This window comes from uncultured Kordia sp. (assembly GCF_947489565.1).
GTDB lineage: Bacteria > Bacteroidota > Bacteroidia > Flavobacteriales > Flavobacteriaceae > Kordia.
Genome location: NZ_CANLEA010000026.1, coordinates 51,465 through 73,222, shown reverse-complemented (window position 1 = coordinate 73,222; position 21,758 = coordinate 51,465). Strand labels below are relative to the sequence as shown.

Here is a 21,758-nt window from a genome sequence, read left to right as displayed (position 1 = left end):
TCGCTTCGCTTTTTGATCGCTTCGCTTTTTGATCGCTTCGCTTTTTGATCGCTTCGCTTTTTGATCGCTTCGCGTGTCTTCTTAGGTACTCAAAACGTCACTTCGAGTGAATTTGCTTCGCAAATTTGTATCGAGAAGTACTTCGAAACACTATTCAGTAGAATTTAATAAAACATAAAAAAGGGAACAGACATCACGTCACGTTCCCTTTTCTGGTTTTTTAGGTAATCTTACAATATGTAAAACATTGTAAGATAGTTATTTATTGTGTATTTGCTAAAATAGAAATTAGATGTTGTGTAGTTGTTGTTAGAACAAATGTGCTACCAAATCCTCAATTCTAGAAATTAAAACAATATTGATTTTGGTGTTTTTTAGTGATATTTTATTGTGTTTGGAAGCAAAAAACGTAGCGAAACCTAACTTTTCAGCTTCTAAAATCCGCTGATCAATTCTGTTTACAGGACGAATTTCTCCTGCCAATCCAATTTCAGCAGCAAAGCAATTGGTTTTCGAAATTTCTTCGTCTTCGTTGCTGGATAAAATAGCGGCAATGACAGCCAAATCAATTGCGGTATCATCAATACTAATTCCACCAGTAATATTTAAAAAGACATCTTTGGCTGCGAGTTTAAAACCTGCGCGCTTTTCTAAAACAGCTAATAACATGTTTAAGCGCTTGGCATTATAACCTGTAGTGCTTCGTTGTGGCGTTCCATACACTGCTGTGCTAACCAATGCTTGAATTTCTATCATTAACGGTCGTGCGCCTTCTAAAGTGGCTGCAATGGCTGTTCCGCTAAGTTCATCAGCATTTTTAGAAATTAGAATTTCTGAAGGATTGTGAACTTCACGCAAACCATCTGATAACATTTCATAAATTCCTAACTCAGATGTAGAACCAAAACGATTTTTTAAAGAGCGTAAAATTCGATATACGTGATTTCGATCGCCTTCAAATTGTAAAACCGTATCGACCATATGTTCTAAAATCTTCGGTCCAGCAATATTTCCATCTTTGGTAATATGTCCAATTAAAAACACAGGAATGCCACTTTCTTTGGCAAATTTGATCAATTCTGTAGTACATTCTCTAATTTGAGAAATGCTTCCCGCAGATGATTCTATATAGTCTGAATGCAAGGTTTGAATGGAATCAATCACGACAATATCAGGTTCAACTTCGCCAATCTGCTTAAAAATATTTTGCGTTTTCGTTTCTGTCAATACAAAACAATTGGAGTTTTTTTGACTGATACGTTCGGCACGCATTTTAATTTGTTTTTGGCTTTCTTCGCCAGAAACATACAAGGTTTTGTATGGCAATTTCAGTGAAATTTGAAGCAACAAAGTACTCTTTCCAATACCAGGTTCGCCACCGAGTAAAATTAATGATCCAGGCACAATTCCGCCACCAAGCACTCTATCTAACTCTTGGTCAGATGTTGGTAAACGTTTCTCTGTTGCAGAGCTGATTTCGTGAATCAACGTGGGTTTTGCAACGCGAGTACTGCCTTTTTCTTGTTTTTGCCAATTGGCTTTTACTTCTTTTTGAATGACTTCTTCTACAATCGTATTCCATTGTTTGCAGGAAGAACATTGTCCTTGCCACTTAGCAAACTGTGATCCACAGTTTTGACAGAAAAAGGAAGTTTTTACTTTTGCCATATATTAATTTACCAACCGAAGTCTTCTTTGAGTTTATCTGCTTTATCGAGCATTAAATCTTTTGTGATGAAGTCTATTGAGCTCATGCTAAAACCGTTTTGATACATACGTAATGCTTTTTTAGGCTTTCCAGTTTTTTCATAATATTCGCCCATAAAAAAGTGAAATAAAGATGTATCTGGATATTCTTTTTTACCCAACTTTGCCAACAGTTTTAAGTCTTCATTATTAATTTTTGATTTGCGAACTGCCGAATAAATTGCCATGAAGTCATTTACAGAAACGCGTTTTTCAAAACCAAAAAGTTCTTTAATGGTTTTGTATTTATCTATTAAATATAAATAAGGTGATGTTTTTAAGTTGACAATAGTCTCTTTGAATTCTTTAACACTAATTGGACGATAAATGGTAAATATTTTACTCATTGCTCTAGGAATGGCCTGAACCGCTAGCGAATTATGATTGGCTTCCGTGATGTCATCATAATAGTAAAAAATATTTTCGTTTTTTAATGCGCTTAGTGATTCATTGAGTCCTCTAATTCGTTGTGCAGCTTTCTTTGTGTCTTCATCAGAAGTTGCTAAATAGTAGAATTTTTTAGTTTCAAATTCCTCTAAGCGTGTCGCAATGCGCTCTTCCATTTTTGGAGCAAAATATGGGCTTAGGTTAATGTATGCATCAAACAAAGGAATATCTTTGAAAAGGTAATAATTCGAGAAATTTGCTGTTAAATCGTGTCCAATAATCATTTTGAAATTGGCAGTATTGTAATTTTTTTCTACAAAAGGAATCAATTCCATTCCGATGAATTCAAAAAACTTAGTGCCTTTTTCTTCTGGCAAACCGCTGGCATCTGCATACATGCAATCACGAGCACGATCTTCTGTTTTAGGCTGGTTTACACCAACGACAATACATTCCGGCATTTCATCCCAATAACTATAATAACGAGCATTAGAAACAACAGTTTCAAAAAGATAATGCGCATCCAAAACGACAATGATTGGATATACTTTGTCTTCCGAATATCCTTCAGGTATGTACAATTGGATATCGCGCGTTTCGTTTAATTTTTTTGACTTGATTTTTTCAAGAGTAGTTTGTGCGTTGATATGGGAGAAACATACAAACGCAATGAATAGCATGAGATACTTTTTCATGGTGTAGATAGGTTGATTTAGAGTAGCAAGTTAAAGATTTTTTTTGCGATTAAAAATAGGTAAGTACAGAAAAGATAATCCGCCCATCACAATAATCATTAAGGTTTGCGAAGCCCACATAATCCAACCAAAGCCTTCACTTGGTCCGCGTTCAATATAAAACAGTGAAAAAGCTGCTGCAATTGCTAAAGGATATGCGCCAGTTCCGCCATTGGTTACAGCGATACTAAAACTACCTGCAATGAATGCAATTAAGATAGCGCCAACAGGGGCTTTTCCTTGCAAATCTGCTACAGATAACATGGTAACATAAAACATTAAAATATACATTGCCCAGATAAACAATGTGTGAAAAATAAAAGCCCATTTGCGCTTCATTTTCAAAATACTCGTAGCGCCTTCAAAGACACCAATGATAAAGTTTTTAATTTTGAGTGCAATTCCTTTTTTAGCTCTTTTGATAAAAATGATCAACGCAATTCCGCCAATAATCATTGCAGAAAGTAAAAAGATAACTTTTGTTGGATCTAGTTTTGTCATGAGCAAGTTCCAAATAAAATCGAACTGCATAAAAAGAGTTGCAATAATTACGAAGAGCATGACAATTAAATCGGCTACTCGTTCGGCTACAATCGTTCCAAACCCTTTTTCAAAAGGAACGCCTTCGTAATTCGTCAACGTCAGGGCGCGCAATGCTTCTCCAGAACGCGGAATTCCTAAATTTGCGAGGTAGGCAACAAAAACGGCCATTACACTATTAGGATATTTGGGTTTGTAACCTAGAGGTTCTAACATAAATTGCCAGCGATATGCTCTAGATAGATGACTTAAAATTCCACAAAGCACACCTAAAGCTACCCATGTATAGTCTGCTTTTTTGAAATGTTCAATAAGCTCGTCTAAAGGTGTTTTAGATAAAGAGTACCAAACTAAAAAAACTCCCAGAAGAATTGGGAGTAGTATCTTTAGTATTTTTGATGTTTTTATTTTCAACTACGTAAGTGTGTTATCAGCTTCGTTAGGGAAAACCAATGAGGGTTTAAATTGTCTTGCTTCTTCAATGCTCATCCAAGTATAGGTAATTAATATAAGGATGTCATCTTTGGCTACTCTTCTAGCAGCAGCGCCATTTAATGTAATTTCTCCGCTGCCTCTTGGTCCAGGAATGGCATACGTTTCAAGACGTTCTCCGTTATTGTTATTTACAATTTGTACTCTTTCTCCTTGTACAATATTTGCGGCATCCATTAGGTCTTCGTCAATGGTGATACTTCCGATATAGTTCAAGTCAGCTCCAGTAACTTTTACTCTGTGTATTTTCGATTTTACTACGTTTACTTGCATAGGGGCAAAGTTAATAATTTTAAAGTTTTTAATTCAATGCTATGTTGTCTATTAATCGAATGTTTTCAATAAAAGCAGCGATGAATATACGATACGTTTCGTTTTTGGATTTTCTTTTTACAGTTTTAAGATTTTTAATGTTGGCAATTTCAACATATTCCAGCGTTAGTAGCGGATGTTTATCGAACTGTTTATGAACCCATTCTTTTACTTGCGTTGCACTTTTTGTGCCAAATTTTTTCTTGGCTTCTAAAAGCGTTTGGTATATAAAAGAACTTTCTTTTCGTGCTTCTTCAGATAAGCGTTGATTTCGAGAACTCATAGCCAATCCAGAAGTTTCTCTGAAAATTTCACAACCCACAACATGTACGGGCAATTTGTATTTGGAAACTAGCTTTTTGATGATCATTAATTGCTGAAAATCTTTTTCTCCAAAGTATGCTTTGTGTGGTGTAACAATTTCAAAAAGACGTTTTACGATAGTTCCGACACCGTCAAAATGCCCAGTTCTAAACTTTCCTTCCATTTCAAATTCAAGTCCGTCAAAACTGAATTTTTCTGCATTTATATCAGAATTATAAATATCTTCCACGCTAGGAGCGTACACAAAAATATTTTTTCCTAAAGTTTTTAATAAGTCAACATCTGCTTCTAAAGTTCGAGGATATTTTTCTAAATCGGTAGTGTTGTCAAACTGTGTAGGATTTACAAAAACACTTACAAATACAATATCATTGTCAGTCATAGCGTTCCTTACCAACGATAAGTGACCTTTGTGCAATGCGCCCATTGTGGGAACAAAACCAATAGATTTACCTTCGGATTTTTGAGTTTCTACAAAGGATTTTAACGTGTTTTGTGTGTAAAATATAGTCATTTGGAAAAAATTAACAGCTTGCAAACTTAATATATTACTGTTAATCTGCATAATTTTTGTAATTTTGCATGTTTTACGCTGAATTATTAAAGGAAAAGTATTTTTATGAATAATAAAAGAGTCTTATACGTTTCATCTGAAGTAGTACCATATTTACCAGAAACTGAAATTTCATCCATGTCGTTTGAAGCTCCAAAAATGGTAAATAGTAAAGGTGGACAAATTAGGATATTTATGCCACGTTTTGGAAATATCAATGAAAGAAGACATCAATTGCATGAAGTAATTCGTTTATCGGGAATGAACTTAGTAATTAATGATATGGATATGCCATTAATTATCAAAGTAGCTTCAATACCAAAAGAAAGAATACAAGTATATTTTATTGACAATGAAGAATACTTTAAACGTAAAGCTACATTTACGGATGAAGAAGGGAATTTATTTCCAGATAATGACGAGCGCGCTATTTTCTTTGCAAAAGGCGTAATTGAAACCGTTAAGAAATTAAATTGGGCACCAGACATTATTCATGTTCATGGATGGATGGCTTCATTATTGCCGTTATATTTACGTAAATATTACAAAGACGAACCATTGTTTACAGATAGTAAAATTGTGACTTCTGTATATAAACAAGAATTTGATGGAACTTTAGATAAAGAAATGCTAAACAAAATCAAGTTTGATAATATTGGTGATGGTAATGTAGAAATACTTGCCGAACCAAACTACTCTAACCTTCTAAAAGTTGCTGTGGATCATTCGGATGCCGTAGTAATTGCATCTGAGGAAATTCCTGCTGATGTTCAAGAATATCTCACCGGTCTTGAAAAACCAGTTCTTGAGTATAAAACCAGTGAAGAGTTTGCCGATGCATACACAGATTTTTACAATACAAAAGTTTTAAATTAAGGTTAACAGATTACACTTATGAACAAATTTAAGAAGACACTTACAGGTGGCTTAGTAGTGCTTTTAATGGTACTAGGCTTTGTTGCTTGTGATGATGAATTTAGTACAATTGGAGATGAAATTATTGAAAATAATAACTTCTCTACAAATTTGTTTGCAGATTCTCAAATTCGAGCGTACAATCAACGTTTGAATCCAGTACAAGCAAACGGATTGCCAGTATATCAACTTGGGAAAAATGTAGATCCTGTATACGGAACTACGTTTTCAAATCTTACGATACAAGCAAGTTTAGGAACAGAAGATCCAGAGTTTGGAGACAAAACTCAGGCGGAAGAAGATGAAGACTTGACAGACACTGAAGAAATGGAAACCGTTACAGAAGTATGGTTAAATATTCCATATTTCAGTTCAAGTAGTATTAATGATGATGGAGAAACGGAAGTAGAAGTAGATTCTTTATACGGAAATACGGCGCAACCATTTACACTTCGTGTGCAAGAGCTTACATACTTTTTAAGAGCGCTTGATGAAGAAGGTGACTCGCAAATTTATTTTACAAATGAAGATTTTTCTATGCGCGTAGGAGAAACTCTTTTTGAAGATACTGCGTATTTAATTGACCAAGAGCAAGTGGAAATTGTGGAAACAGATATTAACGGAGCTACCGTATTTGATGAAGACGGAAATCCTGTTATTGAACAAACATTATCACCTCGTATTCGTGTAAAATTAGATAAAGACTTTTTTCAACAACGAATTCTCGATAACGAAGGAAGCATTATGCTGTCAAACAACAATGTGTTTAGAGCAGGAGAATTATTCAGAGGTTTGCATATTACAGCAGACAATACAGAAGCGTTGATGTTGTTAGATTTAGAAAATGCAAATATTGAAATCAATTACATATATCAAAAAGTAAATACACAAGGAAATACAGATCCTTCTGATGATACTGCAGAACCAGAAAAAGCAACATATAACCTAAGTTTATCAGTAGCGAACATTCTAAATACATTTAATACACCTACTTTTACACAAGATGTAACAGCTAATGAGGATAACTTGTTTTTAAAAGGTGGAGAAGGTTCAATGAGTGTTATTGAGCTTTTTGGTCCAGATAATGATGGCAATGGAGTGGCAGATCAGTTAGAAGAAATTAGAGCAAATGGTTGGATTATCAACGATGCTAATTTGGTGTTTTATGTAAATACAAACATTCAAGTTGATGCCGCAGAAGATCCAATACGTATCTATTTATACAATATGGAAAATAATATTCCTTTGTTAGATCACGTCATTGATCAAACGACGAATCCAACGGCTCCATCATTGTCAAAAGCAGTTCATGGTGGAATTTTAGAATTGGATGAGAATGATATGCCATCGTTTTATAAAATTAGGTTGACAGAACACTTAAATAATGTAATACGTAATGAAGGAGAGAATGTAAAACTTGGATTAGTAGTTTCTTCTGATATACGCATTGAATCCAATGGACAAGTGGAAACAGGAACTATAGATGAAGAATTTTTACCAGTTTCTTCCATAGTGAATCCATTTGGAACAGTATTATATGGAAGTACAACGGCTTCTCCCGAAGACAAAAGATTGAAGTTAGAAATATTTTACACAATCCCAGAAACCAATTAAATATCAATAACTAAGAAAAATTATGTGCGGAATCGTAGGTTATATAGGTCACAGAGAAGCATATCCTGTGGTACTAAAAGGTTTAAAAAGACTTGAGTATAGAGGATATGATAGTGCAGGAGTTGCCATATATGATGGTAAAAACATCAAGCTATCCAAAACAAAAGGAAAGGTTGCCGATTTAGAAAGTCGTGTGAAAAATGAAATCTCAATCGATGGATCTTTAGCTATTGGCCATACACGTTGGGCTACTCATGGAGAACCTAATGACGTAAACTCGCATCCTCATTATTCAAATTCAGGCGAATTGGTAATTATTCATAATGGAATTATTGAAAATTATGAGCCATTAAAGCAAGAATTAATCAATAGAGGTTACACATTTCAATCGGATACAGATACAGAAGTATTGGTAAACCTTATTGAAGATGTAAAGAAAAATGAAGATGTAAAACTTGGAAAGGCAGTGCAAATTGCATTGAATCAAGTTGTAGGTGCGTATGCGATTGCGGTATTTGATAAAAACAAACCGGACGAAATTGTAGTTGCAAGACTCGGAAGTCCGTTAGTAATTGGTATTGGAGAAGAAGAATTTTTTATTGCTTCTGATGCAACTCCTTTTATTGAATATACAAACAATGCAATTTACCTTGAAGATGAAGAAATGGCCATTGTGCGTAGAGGTAAAAAAGTAAAAGTTCGTAAAATTAAAGATGATTCTTTAGTAGATCCGTACGTTCAAGAACTACAATTAAACTTAGAGCAGATTGAAAAAGGTGGTTACGATCACTTTATGTTGAAAGAAATATATGAGCAACCGAGAGCAATTTTGGATACGTTCAGAGGAAGAATGCTGTCAAACGAAGGTATTATTCGTATGGCTGGAGTCGATGACAATATTGAAAAGTTTTTAAATGCAAATAGAATTATCATTGTTGCTTGCGGAACATCTTGGCATGCAGGATTGGTAGCTGAATATGTATTTGAAAACCTTACAAGAATTCCTGTAGAGGTAGAATATGCTTCTGAGTTTAGATACAGAAACCCTGTAATCACTGAAAATGATGTCGTAATTGCCATTTCTCAATCGGGAGAAACAGCAGATACAATGGCAGCGATCAAATTGGCAAAAAGCAAAGGAGCATTTGTCTTTGGTGTATGTAATGTAGTAGGATCATCTATTTCAAGAGAAACAGATGCTGGAGCATATACGCATGCAGGTCCAGAAATTGGAGTAGCTTCTACAAAAGCATTTACAACACAAATTACAGTATTGACTTTAATTGCGTTAAAACTAGCTCAGAAAAAAGGAACCATCTCAACATCGGAATTCCATCAGTATTTATCTGAAATGGATGCTATTCCTGCAAAAGTTGAAAAAACACTTGAATCTGACAATCACGTAAAGACCATCTCTAATATTTACAAAGATGCTACCAACTTCTTATACTTAGGAAGAGGGTATAATTTCCCTGTAGCTTTAGAAGGAGCCTTAAAATTAAAAGAGATTTCATACATACATGCAGAAGGATATCCTGCGGCAGAAATGAAGCACGGACCTATTGCATTAATTGATGAGCAAATGCCAGTTGTGGTTATTGCAACTCGTAAAGGACACTACGAAAAAGTAGTAAGTAATATTCAAGAGATAAAATCTAGAAAAGGAAAAATTATTGCAGTCGTAATGCAAGGTGATAAAAGCATCAAGAAAATTGCTGATTATGTGATTGAAATTCCTGAAACACTAGAGTTGCTAACTCCCTTATTAACAACGATTCCATTACAATTATTGTCGTATTATATAGCAGTAATGCGCGATTGCAATGTAGATCAGCCAAGAAACTTGGCAAAATCTGTAACGGTAGAATAACTTTAAAATATTAACGCTTTTTTTAAGGATATCCTAAAAAAGCGTATATTGTTCTCATAATAACTAAACCAAAAAGACTTATGAGAGCATATCTATCAATTTTAGCTATGTTGGTTTGTGCGAGTCTATTTGCACAAACCAATATCAGTGGAAAAGTTGTTGATGGCAATAACATGCCAATCCCAGGTGTTAACATTTTAGTAGTAGGATCTTCTACTGGAACTAGTACTGATTTTGATGGAAAATTCAAATTAGTAGTAAATCAAGAACCACCTTTCAAAATTACAGCGAGTAGTATCGGATTTGATTCTGCAACTGTAGAAATTACAAAAAACAATGAAGACGTTACTATTGTTCTGAAAGAAGGAACAGAGTTGGACGAAATCGTTCTTTCAGCCTCGAGAACGCCAGAGAGAATACGAGAATCACCAGTAACGGTAGAACGCATGGATGCTAGAGCCATCAAAAATGCATCTTCGCCAAATTATTATGATGCCTTAGAAAACTTAAAAGGTGTTGATGTGAATACAAACAGTTTAACGTTTAAATCTGTCAACACAAGAGGTTTCGCAACATTTGCCAATACAAGATTCATGCAATTGGTAGATGGAATGGACAATTCTTCGCCAGCCTTAAACTTTGCCTTAGGAAATTTACTAGGAATGTCTGAATTAGATGTTGCAACAGTAGAATTATTACCTGGAGCATCTTCTGCATTATACGGAGCGAATGCTTTTAACGGAATTATGTTTATGCGTAGTAAAGATCCTTTCAAAGAACAAGGAGTTAGTTTTTACGCAAAAACAGGAATGACTTCATCTGAAAATGCAGGTGATAACAATTTTGTAGACTTTGGGTTTAGAGCAGCACATGCTTTTAGTGATAAAGTAGCCGTAAAAGCTTCTTTCTCATTCCTTAATGGTACAGAATGGTTTGCTACAGATTATACAAACTACAATGCTACAGGAACTGCTATTGCTGGAACTAGAGCATCTGATCCTAATTATAACGGATTAAATATTTATGGAGATGAAGTTTCTACCACATTAGATTTTGATTCTTTAGCAGGAGCGCCAGCAGGAACTTTTGGTAATGCAGCAATCTCGAGAACAGGGTATGAAGAGCGTGACTTAATGGATTATGATGCAGAAAGTGTAAAAGCTGATTTAGCATTGCACTATAAGCCTTGGGCAAATGACTTTACGGTTATTTGGAATTCAAAAATAGGTCGTGGAAATACAATCTATCAAGGAGCAAACAGATATTCTATTAAAAACTTCTTCATGCAACAGCATAAATTAGAGGTTCGTAATGATAACTTTTTTATTCGTGGATATGTAACTGCTGAAAAAGCCGGAGATTCATACGATACGCGTTTTACTGCGATTAACATCAACAGAAGATGGAAGTCAGATCAACAATGGTTTACAGAATACGCTACAGGATACTTAGGAGCAATCACAGGAGCAATTCCGGGTGTTACGCCAGGTGATCCTAATGTGGCACACGCATTTGCTAGAGGTTTAGCAGATACAGGTCGTTTAGTGCCAGGTACATCAGGATTTAGAAATGCTTTAAATGCAGTAACTGCTGATGGTGACTTATTAACAGGATCAAGATTTATTGACAATACGAAATTATACCACGTAGATGTAAACTATAACTTCTCTCACTTAATTGATGTAGCAGATATTCAAGTTGGTGGATCATACCGTGAGTACGTATTAGATTCTCAAGGAACTATCTTTACTGATATTGATGGACCAATTAGATATGATGAATATGGAGCGTACGTGCAAGTACAGAAAAAATTCATGGAGGATAAAATGAAATTTACAGGTTCTATTCGTTATGATAAAGCACAGAACTTTGATGGAAATGTTTCTCCAAGATTATCTTTAGTATATTCTCCAGATGAGGATAAAAAACACAATTTCAGAGCTTCTTTCCAAACAGGTTTCCGTAATCCAACAACACAAGATCAATATATTGGTTTAGATGTTGGTAATGCAATCTTAGTAGGATCGGCGCCAGATAACTTAGATCGTTATACAACAAGACCAATTACAAACAACTTCCCAGCAGGATTGGAAGCATTTGGATTGGATAGAACGGTAACTCTAACAGGAAACGATGCGTATAACAATTCATACACATTGTCTTCTTTCCAAGCATTTGGAGCCAGTGCAGCAGCAGGTGCGCCAAACCCAGCATTGTTACAAAGAGCAAATGTTGAGTTTGTAAAGCCAGAGCAAGTGTCTGCATTTGAAGTAGGATATCGTGGAATTGTATATGATAATATTTCTATCGATGTAAGTGCATATTACAACGCATACAAAGATTTCATTGCTAACAGAACAGTAATTGTTCCTAACTATGGTAATGTAGATTTATCTGATATTACAGATTTAACTCCTGTAGGTGGAGCGCCAACGCCAAATGCATTAATTGCGGCAGCTAATGGTGACTTTACACCTTTCCAATTATACTCTAACTCTAATGCTGATATCAACTCTTATGGAGTTGCAATTGGAGCAAACACGAAAGTATTTGGAGATTATGATTTTGGAATCAACTATACATACGCAAAACTTGATTTTGACCAAGCGAGCGATCCTGATTTTGAAACAAATTTCAATACGCCAGAGCATAAAGTAAAAGCTTCTTTTGGAAACAGAAACCTTTTCGATAACTTCGGATTTAATATAAACTGGAGATGGAACGATTCTTTCCTTTGGGAATCAACGTTTGCAGATGGTATGGTAACAGCACGTTCATTATTTGACGTACAAGTTAACTACCGTTACAAGAAATCAACATTCAAACTAGGAGCGGCAAATGTTTTAGGACATGAATATGTAAGTGCACCTGGAGTAGGAACTATTGGTTCGCAATACTTTATTTCTTGGGTGATCAACCAATAAGAAAATATAAAATATATGTATATAAAATAGGCTGCCAATGGGCAGCCTATTTTTTTAATATTCAATTTGAAATAGTATTAGCAAATTCCGTTTGCAGGACAAGAGATGCTTAAAATACATGTAAATGCTGTTGGAGGAGGACATGTATTTGTTGGGCATGTGTCAGTTGGACATGCATTTGTTGGACAGGTAACAGTAAAGTTGCAACCTACCGATTTTGCACAATTTGTATCCACATCAATAAAACAAGACTGTGTTGCTCCACCTTTAACATTTTCTGATTTAAGACTAGAAACTGTATTCTTGTTAAGACGTAATGATTTAAGATTTCTTTTTTTCATAATTTAAATGTGTAAGAGTTAATTCCTTAGTGAACATTTTAAGACACTCACTTTTGTGTCTATTCTTCGCGAAAGAATATTTTTAAAAAGATAACAATCGGTTTTTATGTAAGTATCTTTTGTGTTTTGAATTGAAAATAAGGAGAGAATAGTGATGTTTGCTCTAAAGAAGAAGTCGTAAAAACTAGTGATATTCAAATTGAATTTACGCCAAAGCATAACGAAGTATTTGTTGTCAATTAGCGTATTTTTAAATTTAAAACAGTTACTCCCCATAACTTATAGTTCCAAAAAAAGAGATTTGTTACCCAGTATTTTTCACTTTTTTTGAGAAAATAATGTGAATAATTTTTAAAGTACTGATATTTAGCTGTTTGAAATTAGCGCCTTTTCTTTTTAAGAATAAAAAATAACAGTAGTAGAAATATACTGATTCCTATGAGCCAATATGTATAATTATAGGTTTCAAACTGAATGGGTTGTGTGTTTCCTAGCAAATAAAAACTTCCCCAATAAAAAGGCGCGGCATCAAATGTATCTGCATTTTGTAGAAAATCTATTTTAGCTTGCTGTAATGCTTTATGTTTTGGCATGCCTTCTTTTATATTCTTATAAAATTGACGCATAATTTCAGGTGTCGTTTTATCTGAAATTTCCCAGCTACTCAACAACAAACTCTTTGCTCCGGCATATTGAAATGCATTTCCAAGACTTTGAATTCCTTCTGCTCTATTTACTTTGCCGTTTCCTGTGTTGCAAGCGCTCAGTACTACTAAATTTGCTGGAATGTGCATTGAATACAATTCATGACTAAATAATATATCGTCTTCTGTAGTGCTTCCTTCGGAAAAGTAAATTTTCAAGTTATCAGGATTATTGTTATCAATATCACCATGCAACGCCAAATGCAAAACTCTAGAAGTATTTGCATATTTTTTGAAGTTCATTTCATTGGCAGCATTTCCATAAAAATAAGTACCATCTAAAATAGTTGATATTTTCTGAATCTCTTCGCGTGTGCCTGGCAAGTCAATTTGAGAGTTTCGCAATTCTTCCAAGCGAATTGTGTTGTTGTTTTTTTGGAGTGTATCTGTGCTTGTAAATGAAAAAGCAGCACATTCGTTCTTGAAATTTGAAGTTTGAATGTTTTCAGATTCATCAAAAAATAAACTTGCAGAATTTGTATAGCTAATTGCATACTCATACAATAAATAAGCTGGCTTTTCTTCGTTTTTAGACGTTTCTGTCAATAATAAATCAAATGGAATCCGCCATAAAGATTCATCAGGAATAATAATCAATTCATCACCTACAATATGTTTTTTTACAGGCGCAATCAATTCTTGATACAAGTTGGAAGCATGTTTGCGAAATTGAACTTGATCTTTGTGGATAATTGCAGTGTTTAAATCGGTAATTTTGGAATCTACATTGTCTATTTGAACTCTTTCTGTATGGAATGATTGTTTTGTGATCGTAAAAATATAGACGGTATTTTTCTCTTTAAAAAATTCGATCAGTGTGGTATTGTTGTTTAATTTTTCTTGGATTGTAGAAACCTCTATAGCCGTATTTTGATATTTTAATTTATAGTATTTTGGAAACGCAATTTCAATATGTTTTTCAAGCGAATCTTTTCGTTTGTTCAAGTCAAAAACTCTTCCTTCCAATTCATAAATCTTCAGAGAATCGCTATTTCCTTTAGAAACTTCTTCTAAAATTTCCGATTGTAAAATCGCAATCTCCGTATTTACAGTTTGTTCCAAATCGCTCATCGTTGGCTGTATATTTGAGTTGCGTTTAAGTTCAGCTTGTTGAAGCAATTCTCGCAATGTATGTGCTTTGCTTTTTTCGGAAGCATAAAATGAATTTTCTAAGGAAGAAGTCGAATTTTCAAGTTCATCCAACAACAATGCAGTTTCTGTATTTTTAATATAAATTGCTTTAATGGTTTCTGAAAACTTCATTTTATCCTCATGATTTCGTTTCGATTTTCGAGCTAAATCAATAAACGAAGCCGCTTCACGGTAATATCGTATACTTTCTTTCAAATACTTTTTTTCATGCGTCTCTTCAAATTGAGCCAAAAAGATATCAGCTTTCGTTTTTAAAGTCTCCAATAATAAATCACTATTTACATAATTGGTTGACGGCAAATGATTCGAAGAATTTGTATTCGTAAGTTGATTGTTTTTCAGTGCTCTTTCATTAAAAATATTCGCCTTTTGAAACTCTTTTTTTAAGAGATGAATTTTTGCAATATTATTCAATGAACGAATCGTGTTGACATTCTGCCTGCCATGAATCTTAAGTCTAATATCTAATGCTTTTTGAAAATAGGTTTGTGCTGCTTCATAATCTTCAATTTCTTTATGGAGCACGGCCAAATATTGATATTGAAAAGAAGTGATGACATAATTTATTTGGGGACTGTTTAAGCAAATTTCAAGTGACTTTTCCAGATAAGGAATTCCTTTCTCGCCACCATAAATATTCCCCAATTGACTATACGGATAATGCATTGAAGGATGATTAGGTCCATAAAATTTAGTGCCGAGTTCTAAAGTTTTGTTGGTATGAAACAGCGCTTTGTCCTTGATGTCTAGAAAATGATAAGATGTGCCTATATTAAAGTGAATGCGTACTTGCTGATCATGATTGTCAATGCCGTAATTATGAATGCTAATACTCAATGCTTTTTTATAATACTTGATGCTTTCATGATAGTGTCCGTTAATAGAATGTATCAAGCCAATATCGTTATACACATTTCCAAAATATGGATTATTAGTATCGTGTGCTTTTTGCGCCAATTGGAGTGTTTTTTCAAAAAGAGTAAGTGCTTGATTGTTTTTTCCTAAATCATAAAATATATGTCCTTTCGTTTGATAGATATCTGCATGTAAAATGATGCTTTGTGGAGTTTCTGGTGTCTGTATTTGCAGCGCAATATCTAGTTTTTTAAGAGCTTCTGGAATCTTTCTAATTCCATGTAAGGATATACTATTGTAGAAATAAGAGCGTGCAAGAGCAAGTTTCTCGTCTTTAAAATATGTCAAGCGAATTTCTAAAGCTGCCGTACTATTTTTAAGGGAAGTCTCTACGTCTCCTATAAAACTTTGAACAATGGAGAGGTTTTCCAAAGCACTTGCTTCTTCTCTAGTATTTTGTTCTTTTCCTTTTCTACTATATTCCAGTGCTTTTTGCGCATATTCGAAAGCGGATCTTAAATCTGATTTGCGCTTGCTTGTCATTGATAAGCCATTATAAGCAGCAGCAATTTTTGAAGTATCGTCAGTGTTTGTAGCTATAGTCAATGCTTCTTCAAACACTTTAGAAGCTTCTGTGTAATTGCTATTAAACAACAATTCATGTCCTTTATTTAATTGTATTTGCGCTGTTGAGTCCTTTTGAGCGAATAACATTATTGGCAATCCTAATAAAAGGAAAACATACACAAAATAACTACCTTTTTTCATGTTTATTTAAGTTTAATGTCTTGGTTAGATTTTGTGGGAATTTGTATATACTGAGAAGCTTTATCTAGTTCGTTATTTTCTAAATGAATCAATCCTTTATACCATTTCGCAATATCTGGAGCATAGGTTTTCAAGCTGTCCAGGGTTTTAAGTGCTATTGAGGTTTTACCTAGTTTATAATGTGTTACAGCACGTATGACTAAAATGTCTTTATAATGAGAAGAAGTCGTTGTATACTTTTTGAGTGATGCTATCACTTGCTCATATTTCTTATTGTTATAAAACTGTAAAGCGTTGGCTAAACTAACTTTGGTACTATTTGAAGTGCCATTTCTTACAGTAAAATCTAAACCAATATTCTTATTCCATGCTTTTGTAGCAATAGCTTTGTAGTCTACTTTATCATTGCTGTAAAACCAAAGAATAGAAATGAAAATGATCAATACAGCAGCAATGCGCAATATCAGTTTAGTATGTAATATGGAACGTTTGCTTTCAGGTTGATTAGATTGATTTTGAGGTGTCTTTTTATAAGTTTCATTCGCGTTTGAAATGGTAGATTTCAATGTGCTTGTTTCTTCACTTTCAAGCATTTTTTTATACGCTTCAACTTTTTCATGTGTATGATTGCTGGCAAAACTCCAATACGTATCGCCAAGAACTGTAAACATTTGTTGTTCAAGTTGTACTTGCTCTTTAAAAGAAGTGTCTGTATTGAGTCGGCTCAAAAAATCTATTTCTTCCTGTTCGGAAAGTGTACCTTTCAAATATCGTTCTATGAGTATATCATCTTCCATCATATATCTTTTAAATCATTATATCTAGCATCTTTTTTTATAAGTTCAACAAGTCGTTTTTTACATTTAAAAATACGTTGTCGCACTACATTTTCAGAATTGTATTGGAATTTTTGCATGATGGTGGAATACGGTATTTTTTTGAAAAACAGTTCTAGAATATTTTTACAATTCTCGGAAAGCAACGCTAGTTTTTCATGAAACAACTCGTAGCGTTCTTGTTCTACCATAGCAAAGGCTGAATCATCATGATTGCTTATATTTTCAATCGTCTCAAGATGGTGTGTTTTTAATTTGGAGCTATTCAATTCGCGTCTCCACAAATTACGACAGACTGTAAAAAAATAATTCTCAAAAGAAGCTTTAATTGTAAATGGTTCTTTTCTATATCTAACAATAATCTGAAGCAATGCTTTCTGAAAAACATCTTCAGCATCACTAATATGTCCATTATTGGTTGTGATAAAGTGCAATACCTTCGGAAATACTTCCTCATAAAGAACAAGAATATCTTCTTCTTTTCCCTTAGAAAGAATACTTAAAAAATTACTTTGTTTAGATGTCATACAATCAATAACGCTATATTATGTTATTTTGTAAATAGGATTGTTTTAATAAGTAATAAAGTATTTTAAGGGGGAACTCTATAATTATTGTCTCAGCGTTAAGAGTAAAAACCGCTCAGGCTGAGAGGAAATATATAAAAAAAATAGAAAGGTATGATGACGAAAACATCAAAAACAATAGTTTTTCTTTTTGTGCAATAATAAAATCACAAGAAAACAAAGACTTCATGAAGTTTTTTTGAGAATTCTTAAAAATCATTACAAAACACTACTTATTTTAATTAATAAAATATATCTTTGCACCGCGAAAAAAGGTCATGTTTTAGCATAAAATATGAAATTCATTTTTCGATATTTAATAACCTAAACATTAAACACTTAAGTAATGTCAAAAGTTACAGGTAAAGTTGCACAAATTATAGGTCCTGTTGTTGATGTAGAATTCAGCGCTGGGAACGAACTTCCAAGAATTTACGATTCTTTAGAAATAGCAAAAGCAGATGGTACAAAATTAGTATTAGAAGTACAGTCACATGTTGGAGAAAACACAGTGCGTACCATTTCTATGGATTCAACAGATGGTCTAAGTAGAGGTACAGACGTACTGACTACGGGTGACTCTATTAAAATGCCTATTGGCGACGATGTATACGGTCGATTATTTAACGTTATCGGAGATGCTATCGATGGATTGGGAGAATTGCCAAAAGATGGTTCAAACGGATTATCTATCCACAGAGAAGCGCCAAAGTTTGAAGATTTATCAACTTCTACAGAAGTATTATTTACAGGTATTAAAGTAATTGATTTGATTGAGCCTTATGCAAAAGGTGGAAAAATTGGATTATTTGGTGGTGCCGGAGTAGGTAAAACAGTATTAATTCAGGAGTTGATTAACAATATTGCAAAAGGTCACGGTGGACTTTCAGTATTCGCAGGAGTAGGAGAAAGAACACGTGAAGGAAATGACCTTTTACGTGAGATGTTAGAATCTGGAATTATCAAATATGGTGATGATTTTATGCACTCTATGGAAGAAGGTGGATGGGATTTATCTAAAGTAGATAAAAAAGCCATGAAAGAATCGAAAGCAACATTCGTTTTCGGTCAGATGAATGAGCCTCCTGGAGCACGTGCACGAGTTGCCTTATCAGGATTAACAATTGCAGAATACTTCCGTGATGGAGCAGGAGATGGACAAGGGAAAGACGTACTTTTCTTCGTAGATAACATTTTCCGTTTTACACAAGCAGGTTCTGAGGTATCAGCACTTTTAGGACGTATGCCATCAGCGGTAGGATACCAACCTACATTAGCAACAGAAATGGGTACAATGCAGGAGCGTATTACTTCTACTAAGAAAGGATCTATTACATCTGTACAGGCGGTTTACGTACCTGCGGATGATTTAACGGATCCAGCACCAGCAACAACATTTGCCCACTTAGATGCAACAACAGTATTGTCTCGTAAAATTGCCGAGCTTGGTATTTATCCAGCGGTAGATCCGTTAGATTCTACATCAAGAATTTTATCAGCAGATATTTTAGGTGATGAGCATTATGACTGTGCTACTAATGTAAAAGAGTTATTACAACGTTACAAAGAATTACAAGATATTATTGCTATCTTAGGTATGGAAGAATTATCTGAAGAAGATAAAATGGCAGTAAACCGTGCACGTCGTGTACAACGTTTCTTGTCTCAGCCTTTCCACGTAGCAGAGCAATTTACAGGAATTCCAGGAGTATTAGTAGATATTAAGGAAACGATCAAAGGATTCAACATGATTATGGATGGAGAATTAGATCACTTGCCAGAAGCTGCTTTTAACTTAAAAGGAACGATTGAAGAAGCTATTGAAGCTGGAGAAAAAATGCTTGCAGAAGCTTAATATAAGTAGTGAGTAATGAGATATTAGTGGTGAAATAACTGCTAAAACTCATGACTCAATACTCATAACTCAATACTAGAAAAATATGTATTTAGAAATTGTTACACCAGAAGCGATGTTATTTAGTGGAGAAGTTACTTCGGTAGCGGTTCCAGGAATCAATGGAGAGTTTCAAATGTTAAACAATCACGCACCAATCGTATCATTGCTAGGTGCAGGAAATGTGAAAATTCAAGGAGATATTACACTCGATGAAGATATCGCTGATAAGTTTACACAAGATGGTAAAGAAACGATCTTAACGATCAGTTCTGGTACTATTGAAATGAAAGACAATAAAGTCATTGTATTGGCAGACTAACTTTTGCTAATCACATCAAAATACAAAAAGCATCAAACATATAGTTTGATGCTTTTTTTATGCTAGACAGCTAAAAATCATGCTATTTAAAAAATGGACTGATATTTGATGCTTGTTAAAAAAAGAATAAATAATTTGGAATCAACACGATTCTATTCGTAAATTCACTCACGTATAAAAAGAAAAATGTTATGAAATTACCCATCAAGAAAAAATTAGTAGCCCTTTGTGGTCTAATTTTAGTAACTACTATAGGATTCTCTCAAACAGCTAGACAAGCAGTGCAAGCGTCAATGTTCCATAATGATCTATCGTCGCAAGCAATACTTCAAAAAAACATGGCAAGAGTATTGGCTGCAAATATAGAAGGAACACCTTATTATGATGAAACCTTCAACTCAGCAAGTATTTCGCCAATAGATAAAGTGTTTATGGTGCGTTACAATGTAGCTTTGGATGTAATGGAAGTTATTCAGAAGAATGATACATTGATCATGAATAAGACGAACAAAAACTACATCATCAATCAGAATAAAGGGAATATTACCTATAAAATTCTAGAGCATGTTGAAAGTAAAAAAGATGAAAAGCTAGGATACTATATACAGTTAACTAAAGGAAAAAATGTAAAACTATATAGAAAGGATAGAAAAAAGTTTGTAGAAGTAAAACAGGCTGCTTATAACGGGAATCTAGGAGGAACTTCTGCAAAATACAAAGAGCAAAAAAGTGAGTTCTATATAGAATATGGTGATAATGGAACTGCAGTAAAACTTCCAAGAAAGAAAAAATCTGTAATCAAGTTATTTGCTAGCAAAGAAAAAGAGGTAAAAGCCTTTATCAAAGAAAACAAAATCAAACTTACTAAAGAAAAAGATCTAGTAAAATTGATTAGATATGTCAACTCATTGTAAAAGAGTCTTTTGAATTAAAAAAAGCTTTTTAAAAAATGAAATTTGGTAAGGTTTTTGTGGTATTTAAGTAAGATATTTTTACATATTAACAATTAAAACCAAAAGCTATGAGATCATTTTTTAAAACCAGTTGCCTTAGTGTAGCAATGTTGTTATTCGTGTCTAACATGTATTCGCAACAAACGATAACGTTAAAACGAAACAATACACCAACACTCACATTTTTTCTTGTACCACACTTTAATCCATTATTTGGACTCGGATATGTAAACCCGAATAAAAGCTTAATTGAAGTTGCAGAAGGTTCGCAGTATTTTGATGAAGAGTTTAGTCCGGTAATAGGTGTAGACTCAACTGAAACAGAAGTTAAAGCACGTTACAATGCGTTTCTTGATGAAATGGAAGTGCAAAGTGAAGAAAAACAAGGTTGGATAAATAAGAGTCGCCTTAGGGATAAAATTGTCTTTACTGAAAATGGGGCCATTTATAAAATTTTAGATGGAGACGATAGAGAAGACAAAAGCCTCTTAGGATATTATGAAGTTTTATTGGAAAGTGATTATGTTTCTCTTTACAAAAAGAATGCTAAAACGCTAGCAGTTGGCTTGGAAAGTACTCCGTACATGACGCCAGCACCAGAAATTGTTACAGAATTTCAGCCAATGAAAACTGTATATTATGTAGAATTTAATGGTAGCGGAAATGTTCAGAAACTTCCTAGAACACGAAGAGGCGTTGCAAAACTTTTTGGAGATAAAAGAGATGTTGTAAAGGCATTTATGAAAGAAAATAAGTTGAGAGTGACAAAAGATCAAGATTTGAAAGCAATAATTACATACGTTAATTTATTGTAATTAGATACTTACATATACAAAATAATAAAAGCATCAAGCGTTAAAGTTTGATGCTTTTTTTATGTAAATAAAACAAAATCAAATACTTATTTGTGAAAAATACTTCAATAATTTCGCTCACTCATATTTTTTTGTAACTTT

General features: G+C 33.9%; 17 protein-coding genes. 8 read left to right on the top strand and 9 right to left on the bottom strand.

The window, feature by feature from the left end:
• Positions 1-309 precede the first annotated feature (309 nt).
• Genes radA through panC form a run of 5 tightly spaced genes read right to left on the bottom strand, consistent with a single transcriptional unit; the run spans position 310 to position 5,049 of the window.
• Positions 310-1,668 carry a DNA repair protein RadA gene (gene radA / locus Q0845_RS24815; protein ID WP_298519732.1) on the bottom strand — a complete coding sequence of 453 codons (1,359 nt, stop codon included), beginning with the start codon at positions 1,666-1,668 and terminating at the stop codon, positions 310-312.
• Positions 1,669-1,676: 8 nt separating this feature from the next.
• Positions 1,677-2,828, bottom strand: coding sequence for an alpha/beta hydrolase-fold protein (locus Q0845_RS24810; RefSeq protein WP_298519729.1), 1,152 nt, complete (start codon positions 2,826-2,828; stop codon positions 1,677-1,679).
• A gap of 30 nt (positions 2,829-2,858) precedes the next feature.
• Positions 2,859-3,821, bottom strand: coding sequence for a YbhN family protein (locus tag Q0845_RS24805; RefSeq protein ID WP_367180690.1), 963 nt, complete (start codon positions 3,819-3,821; stop codon positions 2,859-2,861).
• A complete protein-coding gene (gene panD / locus Q0845_RS24800; RefSeq protein WP_298519724.1) occupies positions 3,822-4,172 on the bottom strand; it encodes an aspartate 1-decarboxylase in 351 nt (116 codons plus the stop codon).
• Positions 4,173-4,200: 28 nt separating this feature from the next.
• Positions 4,201-5,049 (bottom strand): pantoate--beta-alanine ligase, encoded by an 849-nt coding sequence (gene panC / locus Q0845_RS24795; protein WP_298519721.1) that lies wholly within the window; start codon positions 5,047-5,049, stop codon positions 4,201-4,203.
• A 105-nt stretch (positions 5,050-5,154) separates the two neighbouring features.
• Here panC and Q0845_RS24790 point away from each other — a divergent pair, with 105 nt between their 5' ends.
• The 4 genes from Q0845_RS24790 to Q0845_RS24775 all read left to right on the top strand — a co-directional run bounded on the left by Q0845_RS24790 (position 5,155) and on the right by Q0845_RS24775 (position 12,411).
• The gene (locus tag Q0845_RS24790; RefSeq protein WP_298519719.1) at positions 5,155-5,964 is read left to right on the top strand and encodes a glycogen/starch synthase; all 810 of its coding nucleotides are present in this window, start codon (positions 5,155-5,157) and stop codon (positions 5,962-5,964) included.
• A gap of 18 nt (positions 5,965-5,982) precedes the next feature.
• Positions 5,983-7,617, top strand: a complete 1,635-nt coding sequence (locus tag Q0845_RS24785; protein ID WP_298519716.1) for a DUF4270 domain-containing protein — start codon at positions 5,983-5,985, stop codon at positions 7,615-7,617.
• Between the two features lie 22 nt (positions 7,618-7,639).
• On the top strand, positions 7,640-9,487 hold the full coding sequence (gene glmS, locus Q0845_RS24780; protein WP_298519714.1) for a glutamine--fructose-6-phosphate transaminase (isomerizing): 1,848 nt from the start codon (positions 7,640-7,642) through the stop codon (positions 9,485-9,487).
• Positions 9,488-9,567: 80 nt separating this feature from the next.
• Positions 9,568-12,411, top strand: a complete 2,844-nt coding sequence (locus tag Q0845_RS24775) for a TonB-dependent receptor (protein WP_298519711.1) — start codon at positions 9,568-9,570, stop codon at positions 12,409-12,411.
• 77 nt (positions 12,412-12,488) lie between these two features.
• Here Q0845_RS24775 and Q0845_RS24770 read toward each other — a convergent pair whose 3' ends face one another.
• From Q0845_RS24770 to Q0845_RS24755, 4 genes are all read right to left on the bottom strand, one after another.
• Positions 12,489-12,752, bottom strand: coding sequence for a hypothetical protein (locus Q0845_RS24770; protein WP_298519708.1), 264 nt, complete (start codon positions 12,750-12,752; stop codon positions 12,489-12,491).
• Between the two features lie 380 nt (positions 12,753-13,132).
• Positions 13,133-16,231 (bottom strand): CHAT domain-containing protein, encoded by a 3,099-nt coding sequence (locus Q0845_RS24765; protein WP_298519704.1) that lies wholly within the window; start codon positions 16,229-16,231, stop codon positions 13,133-13,135.
• Positions 16,232-16,233: 2 nt separating this feature from the next.
• A complete protein-coding gene (locus tag Q0845_RS24760) occupies positions 16,234-17,031 on the bottom strand; it encodes a hypothetical protein (protein WP_298519702.1) in 798 nt (265 codons plus the stop codon).
• Positions 17,028-17,594 (bottom strand): sigma-70 family RNA polymerase sigma factor, encoded by a 567-nt coding sequence (locus tag Q0845_RS24755; RefSeq protein WP_298519699.1) that lies wholly within the window; start codon positions 17,592-17,594, stop codon positions 17,028-17,030. Before Q0845_RS24755 ends, Q0845_RS24760 begins: the two co-directional genes overlap by 4 nt.
• Positions 17,595-17,979: 385 nt before the next feature.
• On the opposite strand from Q0845_RS24755, the gene atpD reads away from it, so the two are divergent.
• The 4 genes from atpD to Q0845_RS24735 all read left to right on the top strand — a co-directional run bounded on the left by atpD (position 17,980) and on the right by Q0845_RS24735 (position 21,617).
• On the top strand, positions 17,980-19,488 hold the full coding sequence (gene atpD, locus Q0845_RS24750) for a F0F1 ATP synthase subunit beta (protein ID WP_298519696.1): 1,509 nt from the start codon (positions 17,980-17,982) through the stop codon (positions 19,486-19,488).
• An 85-nt stretch (positions 19,489-19,573) separates the two neighbouring features.
• A complete protein-coding gene (locus Q0845_RS24745) occupies positions 19,574-19,849 on the top strand; it encodes a F0F1 ATP synthase subunit epsilon (protein ID WP_298519693.1) in 276 nt (91 codons plus the stop codon).
• 191 nt (positions 19,850-20,040) lie between these two features.
• Positions 20,041-20,763, top strand: a complete 723-nt coding sequence (locus tag Q0845_RS24740) for a hypothetical protein (protein WP_298519690.1) — start codon at positions 20,041-20,043, stop codon at positions 20,761-20,763.
• Positions 20,764-20,870: 107 nt separating this feature from the next.
• Complete coding sequence (locus Q0845_RS24735) at positions 20,871-21,617, top strand: hypothetical protein (RefSeq protein ID WP_298519687.1); 747 nt, start codon at positions 20,871-20,873, stop codon at positions 21,615-21,617.
• Positions 21,618-21,758: the final 141 nt, after the last annotated feature.